We start from the raw sequence: 17,329 nt of genomic DNA, 5'->3' as shown, positions 1-17,329 counted from the left end.
TGGAGAAGTGCATCTCATGAGCGTCACCCTTCCTCCCGTCCGCCACTGGGCCGCCCTGCCGATGTTCGTCCTCGCCGTCGCCCTGGTGGCCGTCGCGGGCTCGCTGTCGTCGGCCAGCACGGGCAGCCAGTACATCGCCCTGGCCAAACCCACCTTCGCGCCGTCGCCGTGGCTGTTCGGCCCGGTCTGGACGATCCTCTACTGCCTGATCGCCGTCGCCGGCTGGCTGGCGTGGTCGGCCCGCGGCTGGACCCCCGCGCTGGGCGTCTACACCGCGCAGCTGCTGTTGAACGCGGCCTGGACGCCGCTGTTCTTCACCGCCGACCAGTACGGCCTCGCCTTCGCCGACATCAGCCTGCTGTGGCTGCTGATCGTGGCCAACGTCGTGCTGTTCTGGCCGATCCGGCGCGCCGCGGCGCTGCTGCTGCTCCCCTACCTGCTGTGGGTGACCTACGCCGCGGCGCTGAACCTCGCCATCTGGCAGCTCAACTGACGCGCTCCTGGTCGTCACAGGCCCATGAGCGGGCCGTACTCGTTCATCACCCTGACGTCGATCGCGGCCTGCCTGGGGGCGTACCGGCCGTAGAACTCCTTGCCGCACTCCAGGTCGTCCAGCGCCGCCTTGATCTCCCGCTCGAGGTACGGCCTGGCCTGCGCGGGTGAGAGGTTCGGCGCGTAGTGGACGCCCGGCTTCGGGTTGTCGAACTCCTTGGCGCCCAGCTTGTCGGACTCCTTCAGGATCTCATTGTGCCCTCTCCTGGCCAGGTCGGCCGGCCTGGTGGAGGAGACCTTGTAGCCCTTGACCGTGAGGCAGTCGGCGAAGCCCGCCGCCAGTCTCACCAGCTCGGAGTCCCCGTCGATCTCGGTGGCCTCCAGCCTGGCCGAGGCCGCGTTGAGCTGCTCGGCCGCGTCCGTCAACGAGCTCGCCTCCTTGCCGAGCACCTCCTTGGCCGCCTGGCGGAAGCAGCCGCTCTCCACCTTCCTGTAGGCGGCGAGCTGGGAGGGGTTGAGCTTCATCATGATCGCGTTGTTCGGGTTCTCGACCTCGACGTCGAACCCTCCCGCCAGGCGATCCTTGGGGTAGACGTGACGCGAGAAGACCCCGAAGCCGTACTTCTGCCGGTACGCCTTCATGCTGTCGTAGCCGGACAGATCAGGCCTTTCCTCACGGGGAAGCACGAAGGGCACGTACTTGAAGCCGCCCTGTTTCATGCAGTCGGCCTTGATCTGCTCCATTCGGGGTCGCGGGTCCTGGCCCCCGCTCGGAGTGGGGGCGGCGGCCTGTTCGGCCGCGCATCCCGAGATCAGGGCAAGCGAAAGCAACCACGTGACACGACGCATAGGGGAACTCCCGATCAGTCGATCGCGCGCGTGCGCGCGCCGTACGGCACCACGGCCGCGAGAAGGGTGAACAAGGCCAGCACGCCCCAGTAGGCCAGGTCCTGGCGCGACTGGTGGAGCAGGTGCTCGCCGAAGGCGGCCGAGGTGGCCGCCAGGTAGAGCGCGGCGGCCAGCGCCCAGCGCAGGTCGCCGGTCAGGCGTCCGGCCCACACGGCGCCTGCCAGCACCGCGGCCTCGGCCGTCATGCGCAGCAGTACGCCGGGGGCGGCGTCGGTCAGCGCCATCCAGGCGGGGTCCGCGCCCGCCACCAGCAGGGCGGCGGGCGCCCACCACAGGGATCTGCGCCGCAGCGGCCGTCCGCGCCAGGCGAGGATCCCCAGCCCCGCCACGTTCAGCACGGGACCGGTGGCGGCGCCGAGGAGGCCGCTGTAGCCGTAGAGGGGATGGTCGAGCAGGAATCCGGGTTCGACGGGCAGCAGGGTGGCGTCGAGGAAGACGGCACCCGTGCCGATCGCTCCCATCTTGACGGCGGTCAACGACGCCAGCGGGAGGGCGAGGCGGGCCCGGCCGAGGACGACGAGTGCGAGCGTGAGGGCCGACAGCGCCAGCCATCCGGGGACGGCGGCGGCGTAGGGCAGCAGGGTGGCCAGGTGGGCCGCGCTCAGGGCGGTGACGCCCAGGTGCAGCCCGTCCGTCCAGGCAGGGCCGCGGGCCGCCTGCCAGGCCCGCTCGCGCACCCCGTTGACGAGAAGTCCCGCTGCCTCCTTGAGCGGAGGTGTGGTTCGCGCCGGGTCGGTGTGGCCGAGCAGGATGTCGAGGAGTTCCTCGCCGTAGGCCGAGCGGTAGGAGCGCGGGTAGGCCCGCATCAGCCGCCGGTAGCGCCGTTCCAGAGGGGTCACGCCGTGCCCAGGTCGGGCCTGGCTCTGACCAGCCCGGCGGCGTGGTGCATGCGCTCGGCCTCCGCGGCGGCGAGGGCCTTGCCGCTGTCGGTGATGCGGAAGTAGCGGCGGTTGCGGCCCTGGACGACCTCTTCGCGGTCGACGGCCAGGATCCCCTGGGCGGTCAGGCGTTCCAGGATGCCGTAGAGGGTGCTGATCGACGGCCTGACCCGTTCACGGGAGAGTTCGGCGACCTTCCCGACGATGGCGTGGCCGTGCAGCGGGCCGTCGAGCAGCGCGGCGAGCACGAAGTACATGGGCTCGCTGACTTCGGTTGATCTTCGCGGCATGCCGGACAAGATACTCCGTTCAACGGAATCCAGGCAAGTCCGCAGGAGCATGGATAATGAAGTCGTTTCTGACGGGAGGTGGCGTTGAATCTGGCCAGCCTCGGGCTGACCGCAGAGCAGGAGCGGGTCTACCGATACTTCCTGCGAGTCCCTCACGCCGATCTCGATGCCGCCGCCGAGGAACTCGGTGTCCACCACCTGTCCTCCGTGATCGACAGGCTCAAGACGCTGGGCATCATCGACGTCAGCCTGGCCTCGGTCTCGCCCGCGAAAGCCGTCGACCTGCTCATCAGACGCCGCGTGGAGCAGACCTCACGCGAGCTCAACCAGCTCAGCGCCGCCTGGGACATCGTGCGCGACCTCGCCGAGGAGCAGCGCAGCGGGCGCCCGGTCGAGCTCGTCGAGCGGATCGAGGGCGTGGAGAACGTCAACCGGCGCATCCGCGAGTTCTCCTCCGCCAAGGAGGTCATGAACATAGCGAACGTGGTGAGAGCCCTGCCGCCCGACGACGAGAAGGTGCGGCGCTTTCGCAAGAGGCTCGCCGCGGGGCTGGTCAGCAGGACCCTTGTCTCCGAGAAGACGCTGAGCCTTCCGGGCTGGCTGGAGTCCGCGCGCGAGGGGCACGCCCTGGGAGACCTGTGCCGCGTGAGCCCCGAGTGGAGCAGGCAGATGCTCATCATCAGCAGGTCGGTCGCCTTCGTGCAGATCGACCCCGCCGACAGGACGGTCGGAGCCCTGCTGATCCGCCAGCCCGGCACGGTGGCCATCCTCGTCGACATGTTCGAGGGCATGTGGGCTCGCGCGCGCGAGCTGAACGAGCCGGAGCTGACCTCCATAGAACGGCAGGTGCTCCAGTCGCTCGCCCTGCACGACAAGGACGAGACCGCGGCGCGCGCGCTGAACATCTCCGTGCGCAAGTTCCGCACCCACGTGGCCGAGCTGATGGAGCGACTCGGCGCCGGCAACAGGTTCCAGGCCGCCCTGCTCGCCAAGGAGCGCGGCTGGCTGTAGCCGGAGCCCGGCCGTCCGGCGGCTGAGGGGCCGCGGACCTCAGAAAGGCTCGGAGGCCACGGACCCAGACACGACGGGACCCGACACTGCGGGGCCCGACACTGCGGGGCCCGACACGACAGGCCTCGACACCTCGGGCTCGGCTTCGGTGCTCGTGAGAGTGGCCTGGTGGGCGACCCTGTAGGCGGCCTTGGTCGCCCTGGCCTCCCGGGCCGTGGCGCACACCGCTCGCAGCGCGGGGCGCAGCCGGTCGCGCGCCAACGGATCGGCGAGCCTGCCGATGATGTCGAACTGCCGGATGCCAGGGCGTACCGGCAGGTCGGCGCGGTGCACGATCGCGCCGCCCGAGGTGAGCAGGCGGTGCAGTTTCGTCTGCGTCCACATCGCCTCATGAGGACCCACGCAGGAGGTGACCACCGCGGCAGGCTTGCCCACCAGGGCGCCGCCCGCCATGGGCGACGACGCCCAGCCGAGCGCGTGTGCCAGTTGGGGTGGCAGGAGGCTGTGCTCCGGAGCGACGATCACCAGCGCGTCGGCCGCGACCAGCGTCCGGCACAGCTCGGCGGCCTCGGCCGGCAGCCGGCCTCGGCGCAGCGGGGGCATGGCTTCGAGCCCGTCCCATACGTCGATGTCCGCCGGTTCGGGCAGCTCCAGCGCCACCGCCTCCAACAGGCGGTGGACATACGACCGCCGAAGAAAGACGCCCGCGATTCCTACGATCTTCATCCTGTCCCGTTCGTGCGCCCGCATGGTGTTGAGCCGGTGGTTCCCTGGCCCAGCCGATGAGGAACGCCCGAGCGGGTATCGACTCCGTCGGGAACGGCAATGATGCGGCAAGCCGACGACTTCCCCGCCGGTGCCTGCCCGGAGCAGGGCAGCAGATGGATCGGAGCCTCAGCAGGAGGACGGCGGCGCCGCGCGGTCCGGACCCACGATCCGGCCCGCACGGCGCCGGCCGCCTGAGTCAGCGCGTAGGGAGGGGGCCACCGCTCGCGGTGGCGCGTTCATCACCTGCGCCGCCTCCGGCGACCGTCACCGTGGCGGCTCGGGCTCACCGGCGGGTCGCTGGGCGGCGCGGGCCTGCTGCAGTTCGGTGTTGATGCGCAACGCCTCGGCCAGCTGGTCCTCGAGGATGATGATGCGGCAGGCCGCCTCCAGGGCGGTGCCCTGGTCGACCAGCTCGCGCGCTCTGGCCGCCAGACGGAGCTGGTAGCGCGAGTAGCGGCGATGACCGCCTTCGGAGCGTCGCGGCTCGATCAGTTTGGCGCTGCCCAGAGCCCGGAGGAAAGCGGGGGTGACACCCAGCATCTCCGCGGCCCTGCCCATGCTGTACGCGGGATAGTCCTCGTCGTCGAACTTGTCACCGAACGCGGCACGGGATGTGCCGCCGATGCCGGTTGAGGACTCCTCGGGCCTACCGCCCGACGCTTTCACTGCTTGATCCATAAAACCTTCCCACACGCCGACGTGGGCCCCGGCGCCATGCGCCGGGGCCCAAAATGAGGTTAAACACCATCTACCGGCCAGTTGGCCGATTTATCTTTTTCCGCCTCGACGCCCACTGCGGGCGAGGACGCGGGGATCGCGGATGTGTGACCGTAGACCACCGTCCTGTCTGTGGAACTGCGGTACCCGCGCGGCGCAACCGACCGCGACGGGCGATCCCAATGGCGTTCAACGCTCCCTTCTCTATCCCTGCATCTGTTCGACTTCATCCGGCAGCGCGCCCACGCGCCAGAGCCCCTTACGTCCTACTCGGCCCCGGCACGTCCGGCCTTCTGCCCACTTCCTACCTCTACGACAGCGCGTCCACGTTCCGGAGCCCTAACCACTCCTTGCCCCAGAACGTCCGACCTTCTGTCACCTCTGCGTCAATCCACTGCCATCTGCACTCGTCCACGCTCGTCCGGGCAGGTCGTCGTCCTGCTACCTTCTGCCCTCGTGGATCCGTCCCTTGCGATGTCAGAAACATTAGCGCGATCAACCACGGATGTCTACTCCCGCCACTACAGGTTTTTGAGGGTGCGGGAATGAGGGTTCAGCCGGGGTCAGCGGTCGACGGCCAGCCGCACGCCGAGGCCGACGAACAGGCCTCCCGTCGCGACGTCGACGCGACGGCGGACGGCGTGCCGGTGACGCAGCCACCCCCCGATGCGCCCGGCCAGCACCCCGACCGTGCCGTCCACCACGAACTCCAGCAGGATCAGGATGGCGCCGAGGATCGCGAACTGCAGCCAGACCTGGCCCAGCCGGGGGTCGATGAACTGCGGGAGGAAGGCGATGGTGAAGGTGACCATCTTCGGGTTCAGCAGGTTGGTCACCATGCCGCTGGTGAAGGCCCTGCGTCCCGACATCCCGCCCTCCCCCGCGACGGGCAGCTCGCTCTCGACGCCCTTGCGCTGCCGGATCATCTGCACGCCGAGGTAGACCAGGTAGACGGCCCCGAGGACGCGTACCACCGTGAAGGCCAGCGGCACCGCCTCGAACAGCGCCGCCAGCCCCGCCGCCGCCACGGCGACGTGGACGGCCTCGCTCGTGGCCACCCCTGCGGTGGCGAGCAGTCCCGCCCGCGGGCCACCCCGCATTCCGCACCCCAGGACGAACAGCATGTCCGGCCCAGGAGTGATCATGGCGACGATCGTGGTCACGGTGAAGAGCATGAGCAGGTTGTGGTCCACAGGCATGGCAAGATCTCCCGAAAGGTCGAGGATCTACCACCCTGACACAGAGCTCCGCAGCCCTCGGTAACCGCCCGCCCGGTGACTCCGAGACCCTCGGTAGCCGCCCGCTGGGTGACTCCGAAGCCCTGGGTAGCCGCCCGCCCGGTGACTGCGAGGCCCTCGGCCGAACCGTCCGGTCCCGCGCACCCAAACGGTCCGCCGCGGGCGTGCGTGTCCACGCCGGCGACACTCCTCGCGGCATACCCCGCCTCGCCGTCGGCCGGTCATACCGTTGCCGTAACTTGACGCGGCGGGCCCGGGGACGCTCGCCCCGCCGTCTCCGCCTCCACCCGCGGGTTCTGCGAGGCATCCGGGGTGTCCGCGCCACCGCTGCGGGCCTGTGGCGGCGGGACTCGCGGTGAGAGCATGGAGGAACCCGTCGCGGAGGGAGCGCGCGTGGTCGATCCGTTCGGTCATCAACCCGGGGGGCCTTCCCCGCCGGGCGGGCTGCTCGACGTGCTGAACGTCGCGGCCGTGGTGGTGGACGCCGGAGGCCGCATCGTGCTGTGGAGCCCGCATGCCGAGCAGTTGTTCGGCTACTCCGCGCGAGAGGCGCTCGGCCAGTACGCCGGCAGGCTCCTGGTCGATCCGGAACACCTGAACCTGGTCATGGAGCTGTTCGACGAGGTGATGCGCAGCGGACGGCCATGGGTCGGCGTCTTCCCCGTGCGGGTCAAGGACGGTTCCATCCGGCAGATCGAGTTCCGCAACATGCGCCTCCAGGACGACAGGCACAACCTGTACGCGCTCGCGCTGGCCACCGATCAGGCCACCCTGCGCCAGGTGGAGACCGATCTGGCGCTGTCGGACAAGCTGATCGACCAGTCCCCGATCGGGCTGGCCGTCCTGGACACCGACCTGCGTTACGTCATGGTCAACTCGGCGTTGGAGCGCATCAACGGCCGGTCGGCCGCCGAGCACCTCGGCAGGCACGTGCACGAGGTCCTGGTCTTCGTCGACGCGACGGCCGTCGAGGCCGCGATGCGCCAGGTCCTGGCCCGCGGCGTCCCCCTGATCGACATGTACGAGATCGACCTGCGCAACAGGGGGATCGCGTGGTCGACCTCCTACTACCGGCTGGAGGACACCGCCGGTCACGTGCTGGGGGTGGCGGTCTCGGTCGTGGACGTCACCGAACGCCACAGGGCGGCCGTCGAGGCGGCGGGCGCCCGGCGCAGGCTGGCGATGGTCGCCGAGGCGACCGTCCGCATCGGCACCACGCTCGACCTGCAGCGGACGGCGCGCGAACTGGCCGAGGTGGTCGTGCCCGACCTCGCCGACCTGGCCACCGTGGACGTCCTGGAGGAGATCCTGACCAACGGGCGCGCCGAGCCGCAGGCCGGCCACCCGGCTCGCTTCCGCGCCCTGGCGGTGGTCTCGGCCTACCCCACCGAGGCCATCGGCGCCGCCGACCCCGTCGACGAGGTGGTGACCTACGAGGCCGACCGGCTGGCCACCCGATGCGTGACGTCGGCCGCTCCGATCCTGGTCGAACACGTGGAGGGCGCCGCCCTGCATGACATCGCCAGGGACGCCGGCGCCGCCGCCCACCTCGCGGGGGCCGGGGTGCACTCCTACCTGGCGGTGCCGCTGATCGCCCGCGGTGAGGTCCTCGGCGTGCTGTGCATGGTGCGGGCGCGCAACCCGACCCCGTTCGACGGCGAGGACCTCGTGCTGGCCACCGAACTGGCCGCGCGGGCGGCGGTGTGCGTCGACAACGCCAGGCTGTACCGCAACGAGCGGAACACCGCGCTCACCCTGCAGCGGAGCCTGCTCCCCCAGCCGCCGCCCTACCGGCCCGGGCTGAAGATCGCCTATCGCTACCTGCCCGCCGGAGCGGGCAACGAGGTCGGCGGCGACTGGTTCGACGTCATCCCGCTGGCCGACGGCAAGACCGCGCTCGTCGTGGGCGACGTGATGGGCAGCGGCATCGCCGCCGCGGCCACCATGGGCCAGCTGCGCACGGCGACCTCCACGCTGGCCACGCTCGACCTCGACCCCGACGAGGTGCTGCGCCACCTCGACGACATCGCCGCGGGCCTGAGCCGTCCCTTCGTCACCTGCGTCTACGCCGTCTGCGACCCCGCGCGCGGGCAGTGCCGCATCTCCACGGCCGGTCACCTGCCGCCGGTGTTCGTCCCCGCCGACGGCGTCGCCGAGCTCGTGGACATCCCTCCTGGGGCGCCGCTGGGGGTCGGCGGCGTCGACTTCACCACGGTCACGCTCCCGCTGACCCAGGACAGCCTGCTGGTCCTCTACACCGACGGCCTGGTCGAGACCAGGAACGACCCCATCCACCAGCGGCTCGACACCCTTCGCAGGCTGCTGGACGGCCCGCGCCGCCCGCTGGAGGAGACCTGCGACGTGCTCCTCCACGCGCTGCGCCCACCCGACGGCAGCGACGACGTCGTCCTGCTCGTCGCCAATCTCCGCCCCTGCCCCGAGGAGCGCCCGCCGGCGTCCGGGTGAGCGGCGCCCGTCACTGCGGTGTCGCCGTGACGGTCACCCCGCCCGCTGGTGGACGGCCACGGGTCACCGTTCCTGGGCGGCGCCGGTACTGGTCGATCGTCGCCGTCAGCCGGACCTGGACGGTCACCGTCTTCTCACCGCACGGCCGCGTCCGCGGCCCCGCCCCGTCACCCGGTCCCCTGTTCCCCGTCGGCGTCGTCCGGCAGCCGGAGAGTGCCCTTCTCGTCCCGCACGTTCTCGATCACCTGGAGCCTGCCCACCGGGTTGCCCTGCGGGTCCACCGTCACGGCGACCACCTGGTCACCGTGGCACACCTCCCCCTCGGGCTGTCCCTCGCAGAACAGGACGTGTCCGGACTGCCGGTCCACCGTGCCGGGCACCAGCCGCCACACGCCGACGACCCTGCCCACGCTCGCCCCAGGACGGTTGGCCCGCAGCCAGCCCGCCACCGCGTCCTGGACCTTCTTGTCGAAGGCCTGCCGCTCGGCGAAGGGCCGGAAGATCCGCGCGGTCGCCTCCGGCGGCTCCGACGGATCCTCGGGGACGGCGTAACCGGCGATGAACCGTGATTTCTCCGACAGCGCCGCGAGCAGCTTGCTCTCCGTCATCCTGAGCAGGGTCGGCTGCCCCGGCTCGCCCCGGGGACGCTTCCCTGCGACCGCGGGCTCGACCAGGTTGACGGAGAGGCCGCCCCGGCCGTCACGAACCTTCGCCCACTCCTGGACGCACTCGCCGACATCTGCCAGCAGGGCCCTGACGTTGGCGTTCGTCGGCGCGGCCTCGATCCAGACCTCGTTCAGCGGCCAGTTCGCCGCGATGATGGGATGCCCGCACCGCTGGAAGGCGGTCGCCAGGTGCCGCCAGGCCGTTCCCAGCGACCTGCCCTTGTCCACGGCCTCTGCCAGCTTCCGCTCGCAGGGTTGCCGCTCGCAGGTGCCGGCCTCGGCGTCGACGCGTAACCGGACCACGGTGTCGGGGTCGCCGCTCAGCGCGAAGACGACCTCCGAGCCGGAGGTCTCGGGGAACAGATTGCGGGCGGTGACGACCGTCAGCTGCCCGGGGAACTGCTTGGCGGCCAGTTCCTCCGCCCTTCGGCGGTCGTCACCTGTGCCGAGCGCGCACCCTCCGGCCGCCAGCGCCAGGACGGCCAGCCCGGCGGTCCACCGTCCCGCGTTCGCCACGAGCGCTCCCTTGAAGATCGAGACCGATGACGACAACAATAGGCGGGCATCCGGCCCGTCACTCCCCTGTCGCGCCGTCGATGAGCTGCCTGGCGACGTCGAGGTGCCCGACGTGCCGCGCGTACGCCTGGAGCAGATGGAACAGGATCCGCCCGAGCGCCGGAGCCTGCCGCGCGCGGGTCGGAGACCTCGACGCCAGGACCGTCGAGGACAGCGGGCACCTGGTCCGGCCCGCTCAGGGGTTGCCGCTCCGCTGCCGGCGCAGCAGGCAGAACTCGTTGCCCTCAGGGTCGGCGAGCACGTGCCAGGACTCCTCACCCGTCTGCCCCACGTCGGCGGGCCTGGCGCCGATCTTCAGCAGCCGGTCCAGTTCAGCGGCCTGGTCCCGGTCGGTGGGGTTCACGTCGATGTGCAGAGGGAGCTTGCCCGACTTCGGAGTCTCCGTCGGATTGAACACGATGGTCGGCTGAAGGCCGCCGGATCCCTCCTCCGGGCCGATCTCGACGCTGCCGTCGCCGCGGTCGAGCACCACGTAGCCGAGCACTTCACACCAGAAAGCCGCAAGCCGCTCAGGGTCGCGGCTGTCGAGCACCAGTTCGCTGATTCGACATGCCATGAGCTCGCCGTACCCGCCCCGCATCCCGCCACTCCCGACGATCGCCCCGGGCGACACCCTGACCAGGCAGACCGCCATCCGCGCACGGCCTCCCGTCCATGGCGCCTTGAAGACCGCACTCGATCGGCCCTGAACGGGACGCCCAGGGCTCGACGCGCACGGCCAGGGGAACACCTGGCGTCGGCTCAGGCCGTCTCCGCCGCTCGGCGCGCGCGGTAGGCGCTGGCCTTGGCTCGGTTCTGGCAGGACAGGCCGCAGAACCTTCGGGAGGCGTTCCGCGTGGTGTCGAAGAAGACCGACTCGCAGCCCCCCGCCTCGCAGGATCGGAGTCTGGCGGCCTGGCCCACGCCGATGACCATGGCCAGGGCGGTGCCCGCGTCGGAGGTCCAGGCGTCGACCAGGTCGGCGTCGGCACGGTGGAAGGCCAGGACGGGCTGCCCGTCGGGGTGGCCGTGCAGGTTGGGTACGGCCGCGTGCCGTACCAGCAGCTGGTTGAGACCCTCGGCCCTGGACTCGATCCTCTCCTCCGGGTCGAAGACGGGCCGCAGCCGCAGCGCGACGACCGCGAGCCTGTCGGCGTCGGAGTCCGTGAGCGACCGGCTCTGGGGCAGCCCGGCGGTGGCGAGCGCCTGCTGGATGGCCTCACGGCGGTCCTGCCCCGTGGCCGGCGGCACGACGTCCCGCCCGCGCGCCCGCGAGATGGCCAGCTCGTTCACCAGGAGCACGGCCCGCCGGACGTGCCGCTCAACGTAACTGTCTATTTGGGCTTGACCAGTGATTCGCCAGGCTTCTATAGTCACTGTCATATTCTATCTAGACAGTGAGGCAACAATGTCGGAGTACGCGGGTCTCTCTCGCAGGATGTGGCACCAGATCGAACCGGTGCACGCCCTGCTGTACTTCTCACCCCAGGCGTTCGACGAGGCGGCGGGGCTCGGTTACGACATCGAGTCGCGCTGGCCGAGCTACTTCGCCTGGCGCTGGGCGCCGCTCGGCACCCCCGGCGCGCGGCTGGTCACCGCCACCGCCTACAGCTTCAGCCCGGCCATGGTCGCTGAACACGTTCCGGCGATCTGGGCGACGGCCGCCCCGGAGAAGGTGCTCGACGCCCGGCTTTCGGCGGTGGACCGCACCTACCGCGCCCTGCTCGGCGACAGGCTCGACAGCCCCGACCTGGCCGAGGCCGCCGAGCTGGCCAGGCGGGCGGCGGAGAGCGTGACCGTGGCGCACCGGCCGCTGGCCGCGGCCAATCTGGACCTGCCCTGGCCCGAGGAGGCGCACCTGGTGCTCTGGCAGGCGTACACGATCCTGCGCGAGCATCGCGGCGACGGGCACCTGGCGGCTCTGCTGTCCGCCGGTCTCGACGGCTGCGAGGCGCTCGTCTCCTTCGCCGCGATCGGCGCGGCCCCGGTGGCGAACTTCGCGGGGCGCGGCTGGAGCGAGCAGGAGTGGGCGGCGGCACGCGACCGACTGTCCGCGCGCGGACTGCTCGACGACGAAGGGCAGGCGACCGAAGAGGGACGGCGACTCCGTGACCAGGTCGAGCGGATGACCGACGAACTGGCGGCGGGCCCGTGGCGTGCGCTCGGGGCCGGGCGCGCCGAACGGCTGGCCCAGCTGAGCCTGCCCCTGCTGGGCGCCGCCTTCGAGTCCGGCCTGCTGCCGATGACCAGCACCCTGGGCATCGGCAAGGTGCAGGCGCCCGCATGACGCTCGATGTGCTGACCGGCGAGCAGACGCTCCTGAGGCGGGCCGAGTTGGTGAGCGTCTACCGTGAGGCGTTCACCGGCCCGCCGTGGCACGAGAGCGAGGAGGCGGTCGGGGCCTTCCACGACCGGCTCACCGCCGACGCCGGACGCCCGGGCTTCCGCGCCGTCCTGGCCACCGGAGATGCGGGGCCCTGCGGATTCGGCACGGCCTGGCCGACCACCTCGCCGTTCCCCACCGAGCGCAGCTACGGCAAGGTGCTCGCGGCGCTCGGCCAGGACGGGACGGCCCACCACCTCGTCGGCGCGCTGGAGGTGGACGAACTGGCGGTCGCGCCGCACGCGCGCGGGCAGGGCCTGGCCGGCCGCATCCTCGACCTGCTGTGCGATCAGCGTCGCAGCTGGCTGCTGACCTCCCCGAAGGCCCCTGACGCCATCCGGCTGTACGAGCGCTCCGGCTGGCGAAGGGTCGTCGACGATCCCGAGGTGGTGGTGTTCGTCAAGCCAGGTCGGGCGGGCCCTTGAGCGTGCCGAAGCGACACGGTGGAGCCGCCGACGAGGCGGGGCGGCGCCGGCGACGGTCCCCGGTCAGCCGTTCAGCTCCGCCTTGGCTTCGACGATGTCAGCGTTGTCGGACTGCAGGCGCCCCGCCCAGCCGGCGTTCTCGAGCGGGTAGTGGTTCATGAGGATCAGCGTCTCCTCGGTGTTCGCGATGCCGTCGTAGGCCTCGGCGATCGCGGTGTGGATCTTGCCGGCCATCCGCCTCTTCGCGTCGAGACTGGCCAACTCGGGCGCTTCGAGGAAGCACAGGGGCCGGATCGGCTCCGCGGCGAGACGCCCGTCCTGGGCGACCTGGTCGGGCGCGTACTCGCGCAGCCAGATCCTGACGTCGGGAATGTGGTAGGCCGCGTCGATCGCCGCGGTGATCTCCTTCATCATCTTCTGCTTGGCCTCGGACCGGACTCCGGTGGGAGCCTCGATGAAGAACTGGGGCATGGCAGCGGTCTCCTGTTCAGCGCGTCATCAACCGACAGTCGGACAGTACAACTAAATAGTCGGGAAAAACAACCAATTAGATGTCCTTTCCGACTGTCGAGTAGGCTCGTCGATGTGGCGGGCAGGCGAAAGTACGACGACGGGTGCGCGGTGGCGCACGGACTCGACCTGATCGGCGAGCGGTGGGCGCTCCTGGTCGTTCGCGAGCTGCTCCTCGGCCCGAAGCGCTTCACCGACCTGCGCGCGGGAATACCGGGAGCGAGCGCGGACATGCTGACCCAGCGCCTGCGCGAACTGTCCGAGTCGGGCGTCGTCCGGCGGCGCAGGCTTGCCCCGCCCGCCGGCTCCTGGGTGTACGAGCTGACCGCGTGGGGCGCGGAACTGGAGCCGATCGTCACGCGGCTCGGCCGGTGGAGCAGCCGCTCACCGACGCTGCGGCGCGACGCCGCGATCGGCGTCGACTCCCTCGTCCTGTCCCTCAAGGCGCTGTTCGACCCCGAGGCCGCGCAGGGGTTCGACGCGGTCGTGGCGCTCAGGCTCGGCGAGGACCGCTTCCTGGTCGAGATCGCCGACGGGCGGCTGGGGATCGCGCGAGGGCAGACCGAGCGGGCCGACGCGACGATCGCGGCCGATCCCGACACCCTGAGCGCGCTGTTGTACGGAGACCTGCCCGTCGCGGACGCCGTGCGGGCGGGCGACCTGGTGCTCGACGACCCAGGGGGCCTGGTCGAGCGGTTCCTCCGCCTCTTCCCCCTGCCGGAGCCGGCCGCCCTGCCGAACGACGCGGGGTGACCCTCGAAGGCGCTACGAGGCAGGAGGCCAGTTCCTGAGGAGGGCGTCGAGAGCGTCCAGGGCGCTGGACCACGAGGCGTCCACCTCACGCGCGTGGTGGCGGAAGCCGCCGGCCGTCTCCAGGCTCACGTATCCGAAGAAGGCGCTGTGCAGCAGCCGCACCGCGTCCGTCTGGGCGGGCTCCCGCAGCTCGTAGCCGCGCAGGATCGCCCGCGTCAGCTCGGAGTGCCGTCGCGCGGCGCTGGCGGCCGCCGTCTCCTGGTCGAGCTCCATGCGCATGGCCGCGTACCTGCCGGGATGCTCCTTCGCGTAGTCCCTGTAGGCGTTCGCGAAGGCCACCAGGGCGTCCTTGCCCGCCCGGCCCGCCAGCGCGGCGGCGGCCCTGTCGGCGAGCTCCGCCAGGGCGAACACCGCCACCCTGACCTTCAACTCGTGCGCGTTCTTGACGTGTGAGTACAGGCTCGCGTCCGTGACGCCGAAGCCGCGCGCGAGCGCCGAGACGGTCACGTTCTCGAAGCCGACCTCGTCGGCCAGGTCCGCCGCCGCCTCGGTCAGGCGTGCGGCGGTCACCCCCGCGCGTGTCATACGTCACCCTTCGCCGTTTCCTAGAGCCTCTAGGATTCTACTTAATCAGTCGCGACATTGCTCTAGGAAGGGTAGTTTCGTGGCCATGAGAGAGGTTACCGAGCGCGACATCCGCGCGTCATTCGTCAACTGCACCAAGGGCGAGGCGAAGCGTCTGGCCGTCCCTAAGGACCTGGCCGCGCTGCCGTGGGAGGACCTGGACTTCCTCGGGTGGCGGGATCCTGGCGCGCCGGAGCGGGCCTACCTGGTCACCGAGTCCGGCGACGGGTTCGTGGGCGTGGCGCTGCGGCTGGCCTCTCCCCATGCCGGTCACGTACGGCGCAGCATGTGCTCGTTGTGCCTGACCATGCACACGGGGGACGGCGTCTCGCTGATGACCGCGCGCAGAGCGGGCAAGAGCGGACAGCAGGGCAACTCGGTCGGCGCCTACATCTGCACCGACCTGGCCTGCTCGCTCTACCTGCGAGGCAAGAAGGAGGTCGGGCTCGGCGGGCGGCTGCACGAGTCGCTCACGCTGGAGGAGCAGATCGAGAGGACGGCGGGCAACCTGGCCGGGTTCCTGGACAAGGTGGTCGCGTGACGACGTCGAACGAGCCCGCGATGCCCTGCTCGTAACCGAGGCGGCTACACCGGCCGCGTCGCGGCCTCGGGCAGGACGTCGGGCCTGCGCCGGGCACCGCGCTCGAAGGCAGCGGCGCAAGCCCGCTCACCGAGGGCGAGCCTGACGGTCCGCGTGATGCGGTCCACGTCGCCGCGCTCACCGGGCGGCAGCGGCGCGGACACCGACCGCCTGGCCTGCGCGGCGGTGCCGAGGAGCTCGGCGGCGAGCCTGTGCCGTCCCGCGAGTGCGTGCGCGCCCGCGAGCCCTTCCAGAGCCAGCGCGAGAGCGCGGACGTCGCGAGTCTCCCGCGCGGCGGCATGACCCTCCAGGGCCGCGGGACTGGCCGTGCTGGCGGCGACGGCGCTCAGGCACCTGCCCCCCACCGAGGCCCCGCCGCCGGCCGGGCGGCAGGACGCCGTGACGGCGGGCCTTCCTGGCGCGTAGGCGGTGGCAGGGGCGCCGTCGAGTCAGCCCTTCAGGAAGAGCCGCAGCCTGGCGGCCAGCTGGTCAGGGGCCTCCTCCGCCATGTGGTGCCCGCTCTCGATCGGGCCGCCGTCCACGTTCTCCGCCCAGCCCCGCCAGACGGCGAGCACGTCGCCGTAGAGATCCTCCATGTCGTCCCCTGTCGCCCAGAGCGCGAGGAGGGGACAGGCGATCGTGCGGCCGGCGGCGCGGTCGGCGTCGTCGGCGGCCCGGTCGAGGCCCAGCCCCGCCCGGTAGTCCTCGCACATGGCGTGGACGGTCTCCGGATCGTGGAGCGCCGCGCGCAGGTCGTCGTACGCCTCCTGCCCCATCACCTCGGGGGTGAGGCCGTACCAGGCGTCCGGGTCGGCGTTGATCACCCGCTCGGCGGGCTTGGCCGTCTGACCGAGGAAGAACCAGTGCCACCAGGCGCTCGCGAAACCCGCGTCGCAGCGCGCGAGCGCCTCACCGATCGGTACCACGTCGAGCACGGCGACGTGGGTCACGGCCTCGGGATGGTCCAGTCCCAGGCGCTGGGCCACGTAGGCGCCGCGGTCATGGCCGACGACGGCGAAGCGCTCGTGGCCGAGGGCCCGCATCAACCGGACGCAGTCGCCTGCCATGGCCCGCTTGGAGTAGGGCTCGTGGTCGGGGGTGCTGGGCGGCTTGGACGACCGGCCGTAGCCGCGCAGGTCGGGGCAGACGACGGTGAAGTCGGCGGCGAGCAGCGGGGCGACACGGTGCCAGGTGGCGTGGGTGCGGGGATGCCCGTGCAGGAGCAGCACGGGGGCGCCTGATCCGCCGTGCCGTACCCGCAGCCTGGCTTCGCCCACGTCGACGTGCTCGTCGATGAAATCCTCGAACATCCTCTCCGCCGTTCCCCCGAACGGCCCCGCTACTCGCGGAGCTCCGGCCGAGCCCCTGCCCCCGCCTGCCACAACCCGTCGAACAGGCGCAGCAGGTAGTCGTACATCGCGCTGCCGTTCCTGAAGACCAGACACGGTGAATTGCGCCCGTGGGTCTCCTGCAGGTACGGGGTGAAGTACGCCAGCCGGTCGGTGAGGATGACCCGGCAGTTGTGCGGCGCGTCGAACAGCCGTAACTCCACCGAGGCGTTCTTCGTGGCCACCGCCGTGACGTAGTCGATGTTCGCCGAGACCTGCTTGGCCAGCAGCCCGCTCTCGATCCCCGGATCCAGGCGGCGCACCTCGTCCTCCCTCGCCCGCAGCCACCCTCCCGCGTCGGCGGGGTCGGGAAGCAGGACGCGGGTCGACTCCAGGCGCGGGTTGCCCGGCCGCCAGGCCTCCTGGAAGCTGTCGCGGGCCAGCTCGTTGCCGCGTCCCGTCAGCACCTTGATCCAGCGGGCCGCTCGCAGGTCGGCCGCCAGGTCGGCGTTGGCCGCCGACTGCTTGGGATAGGAGCGCAGCACGCCCACCCCCGACATCCGCGACAGCAGGCGAAGGAGCAGCCGTCGCGGCCAGGACAGGCCGAACCAGCCTGCCGCGACCGTGAGCACGGTCGCGATCAATGAGCTGACGACTCCGATGACCAGTTCCTGCATGTCGCTCCCTCACCCGCCGCCGGTTCCCAGGACATATCGTGATCTGCTGCGCCGTACCAG

Annotated in this window: 22 protein-coding genes; 7 read left to right on the top strand and 15 right to left on the bottom strand. The window is 71.2% G+C overall.

The genetic code is table 11. The features are described from left to right. The first annotated feature begins 16 nt into the window (after positions 1-16). Positions 17-493 (top strand): TspO/MBR family protein, encoded by a 477-nt coding sequence (locus ABFX50_RS05125; RefSeq protein ID WP_346143670.1) that lies wholly within the window; start codon positions 17-19, stop codon positions 491-493. Positions 494-507: 14 nt separating this feature from the next. On the opposite strand, the gene ABFX50_RS05120 is transcribed toward ABFX50_RS05125, so the two are convergent. The 3 genes from ABFX50_RS05120 to ABFX50_RS05110 form a co-directional block, all read right to left on the bottom strand. Beyond that, on the bottom strand, positions 508-1,236 hold the full coding sequence (locus ABFX50_RS05120; RefSeq protein ID WP_346143668.1) for a hypothetical protein: 729 nt from the start codon (positions 1,234-1,236) through the stop codon (positions 508-510). A gap of 119 nt (positions 1,237-1,355) precedes the next feature. After that, a complete protein-coding gene (locus ABFX50_RS05115) occupies positions 1,356-2,240 on the bottom strand; it encodes a hypothetical protein (protein ID WP_346143666.1) in 885 nt (294 codons plus the stop codon). Further along, positions 2,237-2,569: a PadR family transcriptional regulator gene (locus ABFX50_RS05110; protein ID WP_192778014.1), complete on the bottom strand. Its 333-nt coding sequence runs from the start codon at positions 2,567-2,569 to the stop codon at positions 2,237-2,239. Before ABFX50_RS05110 ends, ABFX50_RS05115 begins: the two co-directional genes overlap by 4 nt. A gap of 84 nt (positions 2,570-2,653) precedes the next feature. Between ABFX50_RS05110 and ABFX50_RS05105 the strand changes: the two genes are divergently transcribed. Continuing rightward, complete coding sequence (locus ABFX50_RS05105; protein ID WP_346143663.1) at positions 2,654-3,580, top strand: helix-turn-helix transcriptional regulator; 927 nt, start codon at positions 2,654-2,656, stop codon at positions 3,578-3,580. Positions 3,581-3,619: 39 nt separating this feature from the next. On the opposite strand, the gene ABFX50_RS05100 is transcribed toward ABFX50_RS05105, so the two are convergent. The 3 genes from ABFX50_RS05100 to ABFX50_RS05090 form a co-directional block, all read right to left on the bottom strand. Beyond that, positions 3,620-4,306 carry an NAD(P)H-dependent oxidoreductase gene (locus tag ABFX50_RS05100; protein ID WP_346143661.1) on the bottom strand — a complete coding sequence of 229 codons (687 nt, stop codon included), beginning with the start codon at positions 4,304-4,306 and terminating at the stop codon, positions 3,620-3,622. A gap of 306 nt (positions 4,307-4,612) precedes the next feature. Continuing rightward, positions 4,613-4,906, bottom strand: coding sequence for a helix-turn-helix domain-containing protein (locus ABFX50_RS05095; protein WP_346144079.1), 294 nt, complete (start codon positions 4,904-4,906; stop codon positions 4,613-4,615). A gap of 722 nt (positions 4,907-5,628) precedes the next feature. Further along, complete coding sequence (locus ABFX50_RS05090) at positions 5,629-6,264, bottom strand: LysE family translocator (protein WP_346143659.1); 636 nt, start codon at positions 6,262-6,264, stop codon at positions 5,629-5,631. Positions 6,265-6,666: 402 nt separating this feature from the next. On the opposite strand from ABFX50_RS05090, the gene ABFX50_RS05085 reads away from it, so the two are divergent. Then, on the top strand, positions 6,667-8,769 hold the full coding sequence (locus ABFX50_RS05085) for a SpoIIE family protein phosphatase (protein ID WP_346143657.1): 2,103 nt from the start codon (positions 6,667-6,669) through the stop codon (positions 8,767-8,769). Between the two features lie 167 nt (positions 8,770-8,936). Here ABFX50_RS05085 and ABFX50_RS05080 read toward each other — a convergent pair whose 3' ends face one another. From ABFX50_RS05080 to ABFX50_RS05065, 4 genes are all read right to left on the bottom strand, one after another. Continuing rightward, a complete protein-coding gene (locus ABFX50_RS05080; RefSeq protein ID WP_346143655.1) occupies positions 8,937-9,950 on the bottom strand; it encodes an SCO7460 family lipoprotein in 1,014 nt (337 codons plus the stop codon). A gap of 58 nt (positions 9,951-10,008) precedes the next feature. Then, the gene (locus ABFX50_RS05075) at positions 10,009-10,149 is read right to left on the bottom strand and encodes a mycothiol transferase (protein ID WP_346144077.1); all 141 of its coding nucleotides are present in this window, start codon (positions 10,147-10,149) and stop codon (positions 10,009-10,011) included. 36 nt (positions 10,150-10,185) lie between these two features. Further along, positions 10,186-10,566 (bottom strand): VOC family protein, encoded by a 381-nt coding sequence (locus ABFX50_RS05070; RefSeq protein WP_346144075.1) that lies wholly within the window; start codon positions 10,564-10,566, stop codon positions 10,186-10,188. A gap of 185 nt (positions 10,567-10,751) precedes the next feature. After that, positions 10,752-11,282, bottom strand: a complete 531-nt coding sequence (locus tag ABFX50_RS05065; protein WP_346143653.1) for a CGNR zinc finger domain-containing protein — start codon at positions 11,280-11,282, stop codon at positions 10,752-10,754. A gap of 115 nt (positions 11,283-11,397) precedes the next feature. Here ABFX50_RS05065 and ABFX50_RS05060 point away from each other — a divergent pair, with 115 nt between their 5' ends. Both ABFX50_RS05060 and ABFX50_RS05055 read left to right on the top strand, forming a co-directional pair. Beyond that, entirely contained in the window at positions 11,398-12,276 is an 879-nt protein-coding gene (locus ABFX50_RS05060; RefSeq protein ID WP_346143651.1) for an SCO6745 family protein, read from the top strand. Then, a complete protein-coding gene (locus tag ABFX50_RS05055; RefSeq protein ID WP_346143649.1) occupies positions 12,273-12,797 on the top strand; it encodes a GNAT family N-acetyltransferase in 525 nt (174 codons plus the stop codon). Before ABFX50_RS05060 ends, ABFX50_RS05055 begins: the two co-directional genes overlap by 4 nt. Before the next feature lie 63 nt (positions 12,798-12,860). On the opposite strand, the gene ABFX50_RS05050 is transcribed toward ABFX50_RS05055, so the two are convergent. After that, the gene (locus ABFX50_RS05050; RefSeq protein ID WP_346143647.1) at positions 12,861-13,268 is read right to left on the bottom strand and encodes a tautomerase family protein; all 408 of its coding nucleotides are present in this window, start codon (positions 13,266-13,268) and stop codon (positions 12,861-12,863) included. A 114-nt stretch (positions 13,269-13,382) separates the two neighbouring features. Here ABFX50_RS05050 and ABFX50_RS05045 point away from each other — a divergent pair, with 114 nt between their 5' ends. Beyond that, entirely contained in the window at positions 13,383-14,060 is a 678-nt protein-coding gene (locus tag ABFX50_RS05045) for a winged helix-turn-helix transcriptional regulator (protein WP_346143645.1), read from the top strand. A 12-nt stretch (positions 14,061-14,072) separates the two neighbouring features. Here the strand turns inward: ABFX50_RS05045 and ABFX50_RS05040 are convergent, their stop codons facing one another. Then, positions 14,073-14,645 (bottom strand): TetR/AcrR family transcriptional regulator, encoded by a 573-nt coding sequence (locus ABFX50_RS05040; RefSeq protein WP_346143643.1) that lies wholly within the window; start codon positions 14,643-14,645, stop codon positions 14,073-14,075. A gap of 85 nt (positions 14,646-14,730) precedes the next feature. Here ABFX50_RS05040 and ABFX50_RS05035 point away from each other — a divergent pair, with 85 nt between their 5' ends. Continuing rightward, positions 14,731-15,225, top strand: a complete 495-nt coding sequence (locus ABFX50_RS05035) for an FBP domain-containing protein (RefSeq protein WP_346143641.1) — start codon at positions 14,731-14,733, stop codon at positions 15,223-15,225. 44 nt (positions 15,226-15,269) lie between these two features. Here the strand turns inward: ABFX50_RS05035 and ABFX50_RS05030 are convergent, their stop codons facing one another. From ABFX50_RS05030 to ABFX50_RS05020, 3 genes are all read right to left on the bottom strand, one after another. Then, on the bottom strand, positions 15,270-15,629 hold the full coding sequence (locus ABFX50_RS05030) for a hypothetical protein (RefSeq protein WP_346143639.1): 360 nt from the start codon (positions 15,627-15,629) through the stop codon (positions 15,270-15,272). Positions 15,630-15,713: 84 nt separating this feature from the next. Then, positions 15,714-16,574 (bottom strand): alpha/beta fold hydrolase, encoded by an 861-nt coding sequence (locus ABFX50_RS05025; protein WP_346143637.1) that lies wholly within the window; start codon positions 16,572-16,574, stop codon positions 15,714-15,716. A gap of 29 nt (positions 16,575-16,603) precedes the next feature. Then, entirely contained in the window at positions 16,604-17,269 is a 666-nt protein-coding gene (locus tag ABFX50_RS05020; protein ID WP_346143635.1) for a DUF5919 domain-containing protein, read from the bottom strand. Positions 17,270-17,329: the final 60 nt, after the last annotated feature.

Source organism: Nonomuraea recticatena, from assembly GCF_039533245.1.
Lineage (GTDB): Bacteria > Actinomycetota > Actinomycetes > Streptosporangiales > Streptosporangiaceae > Nonomuraea > Nonomuraea roseola.
This window is presented reverse-complemented; position numbering and strand designations above follow the sequence as displayed.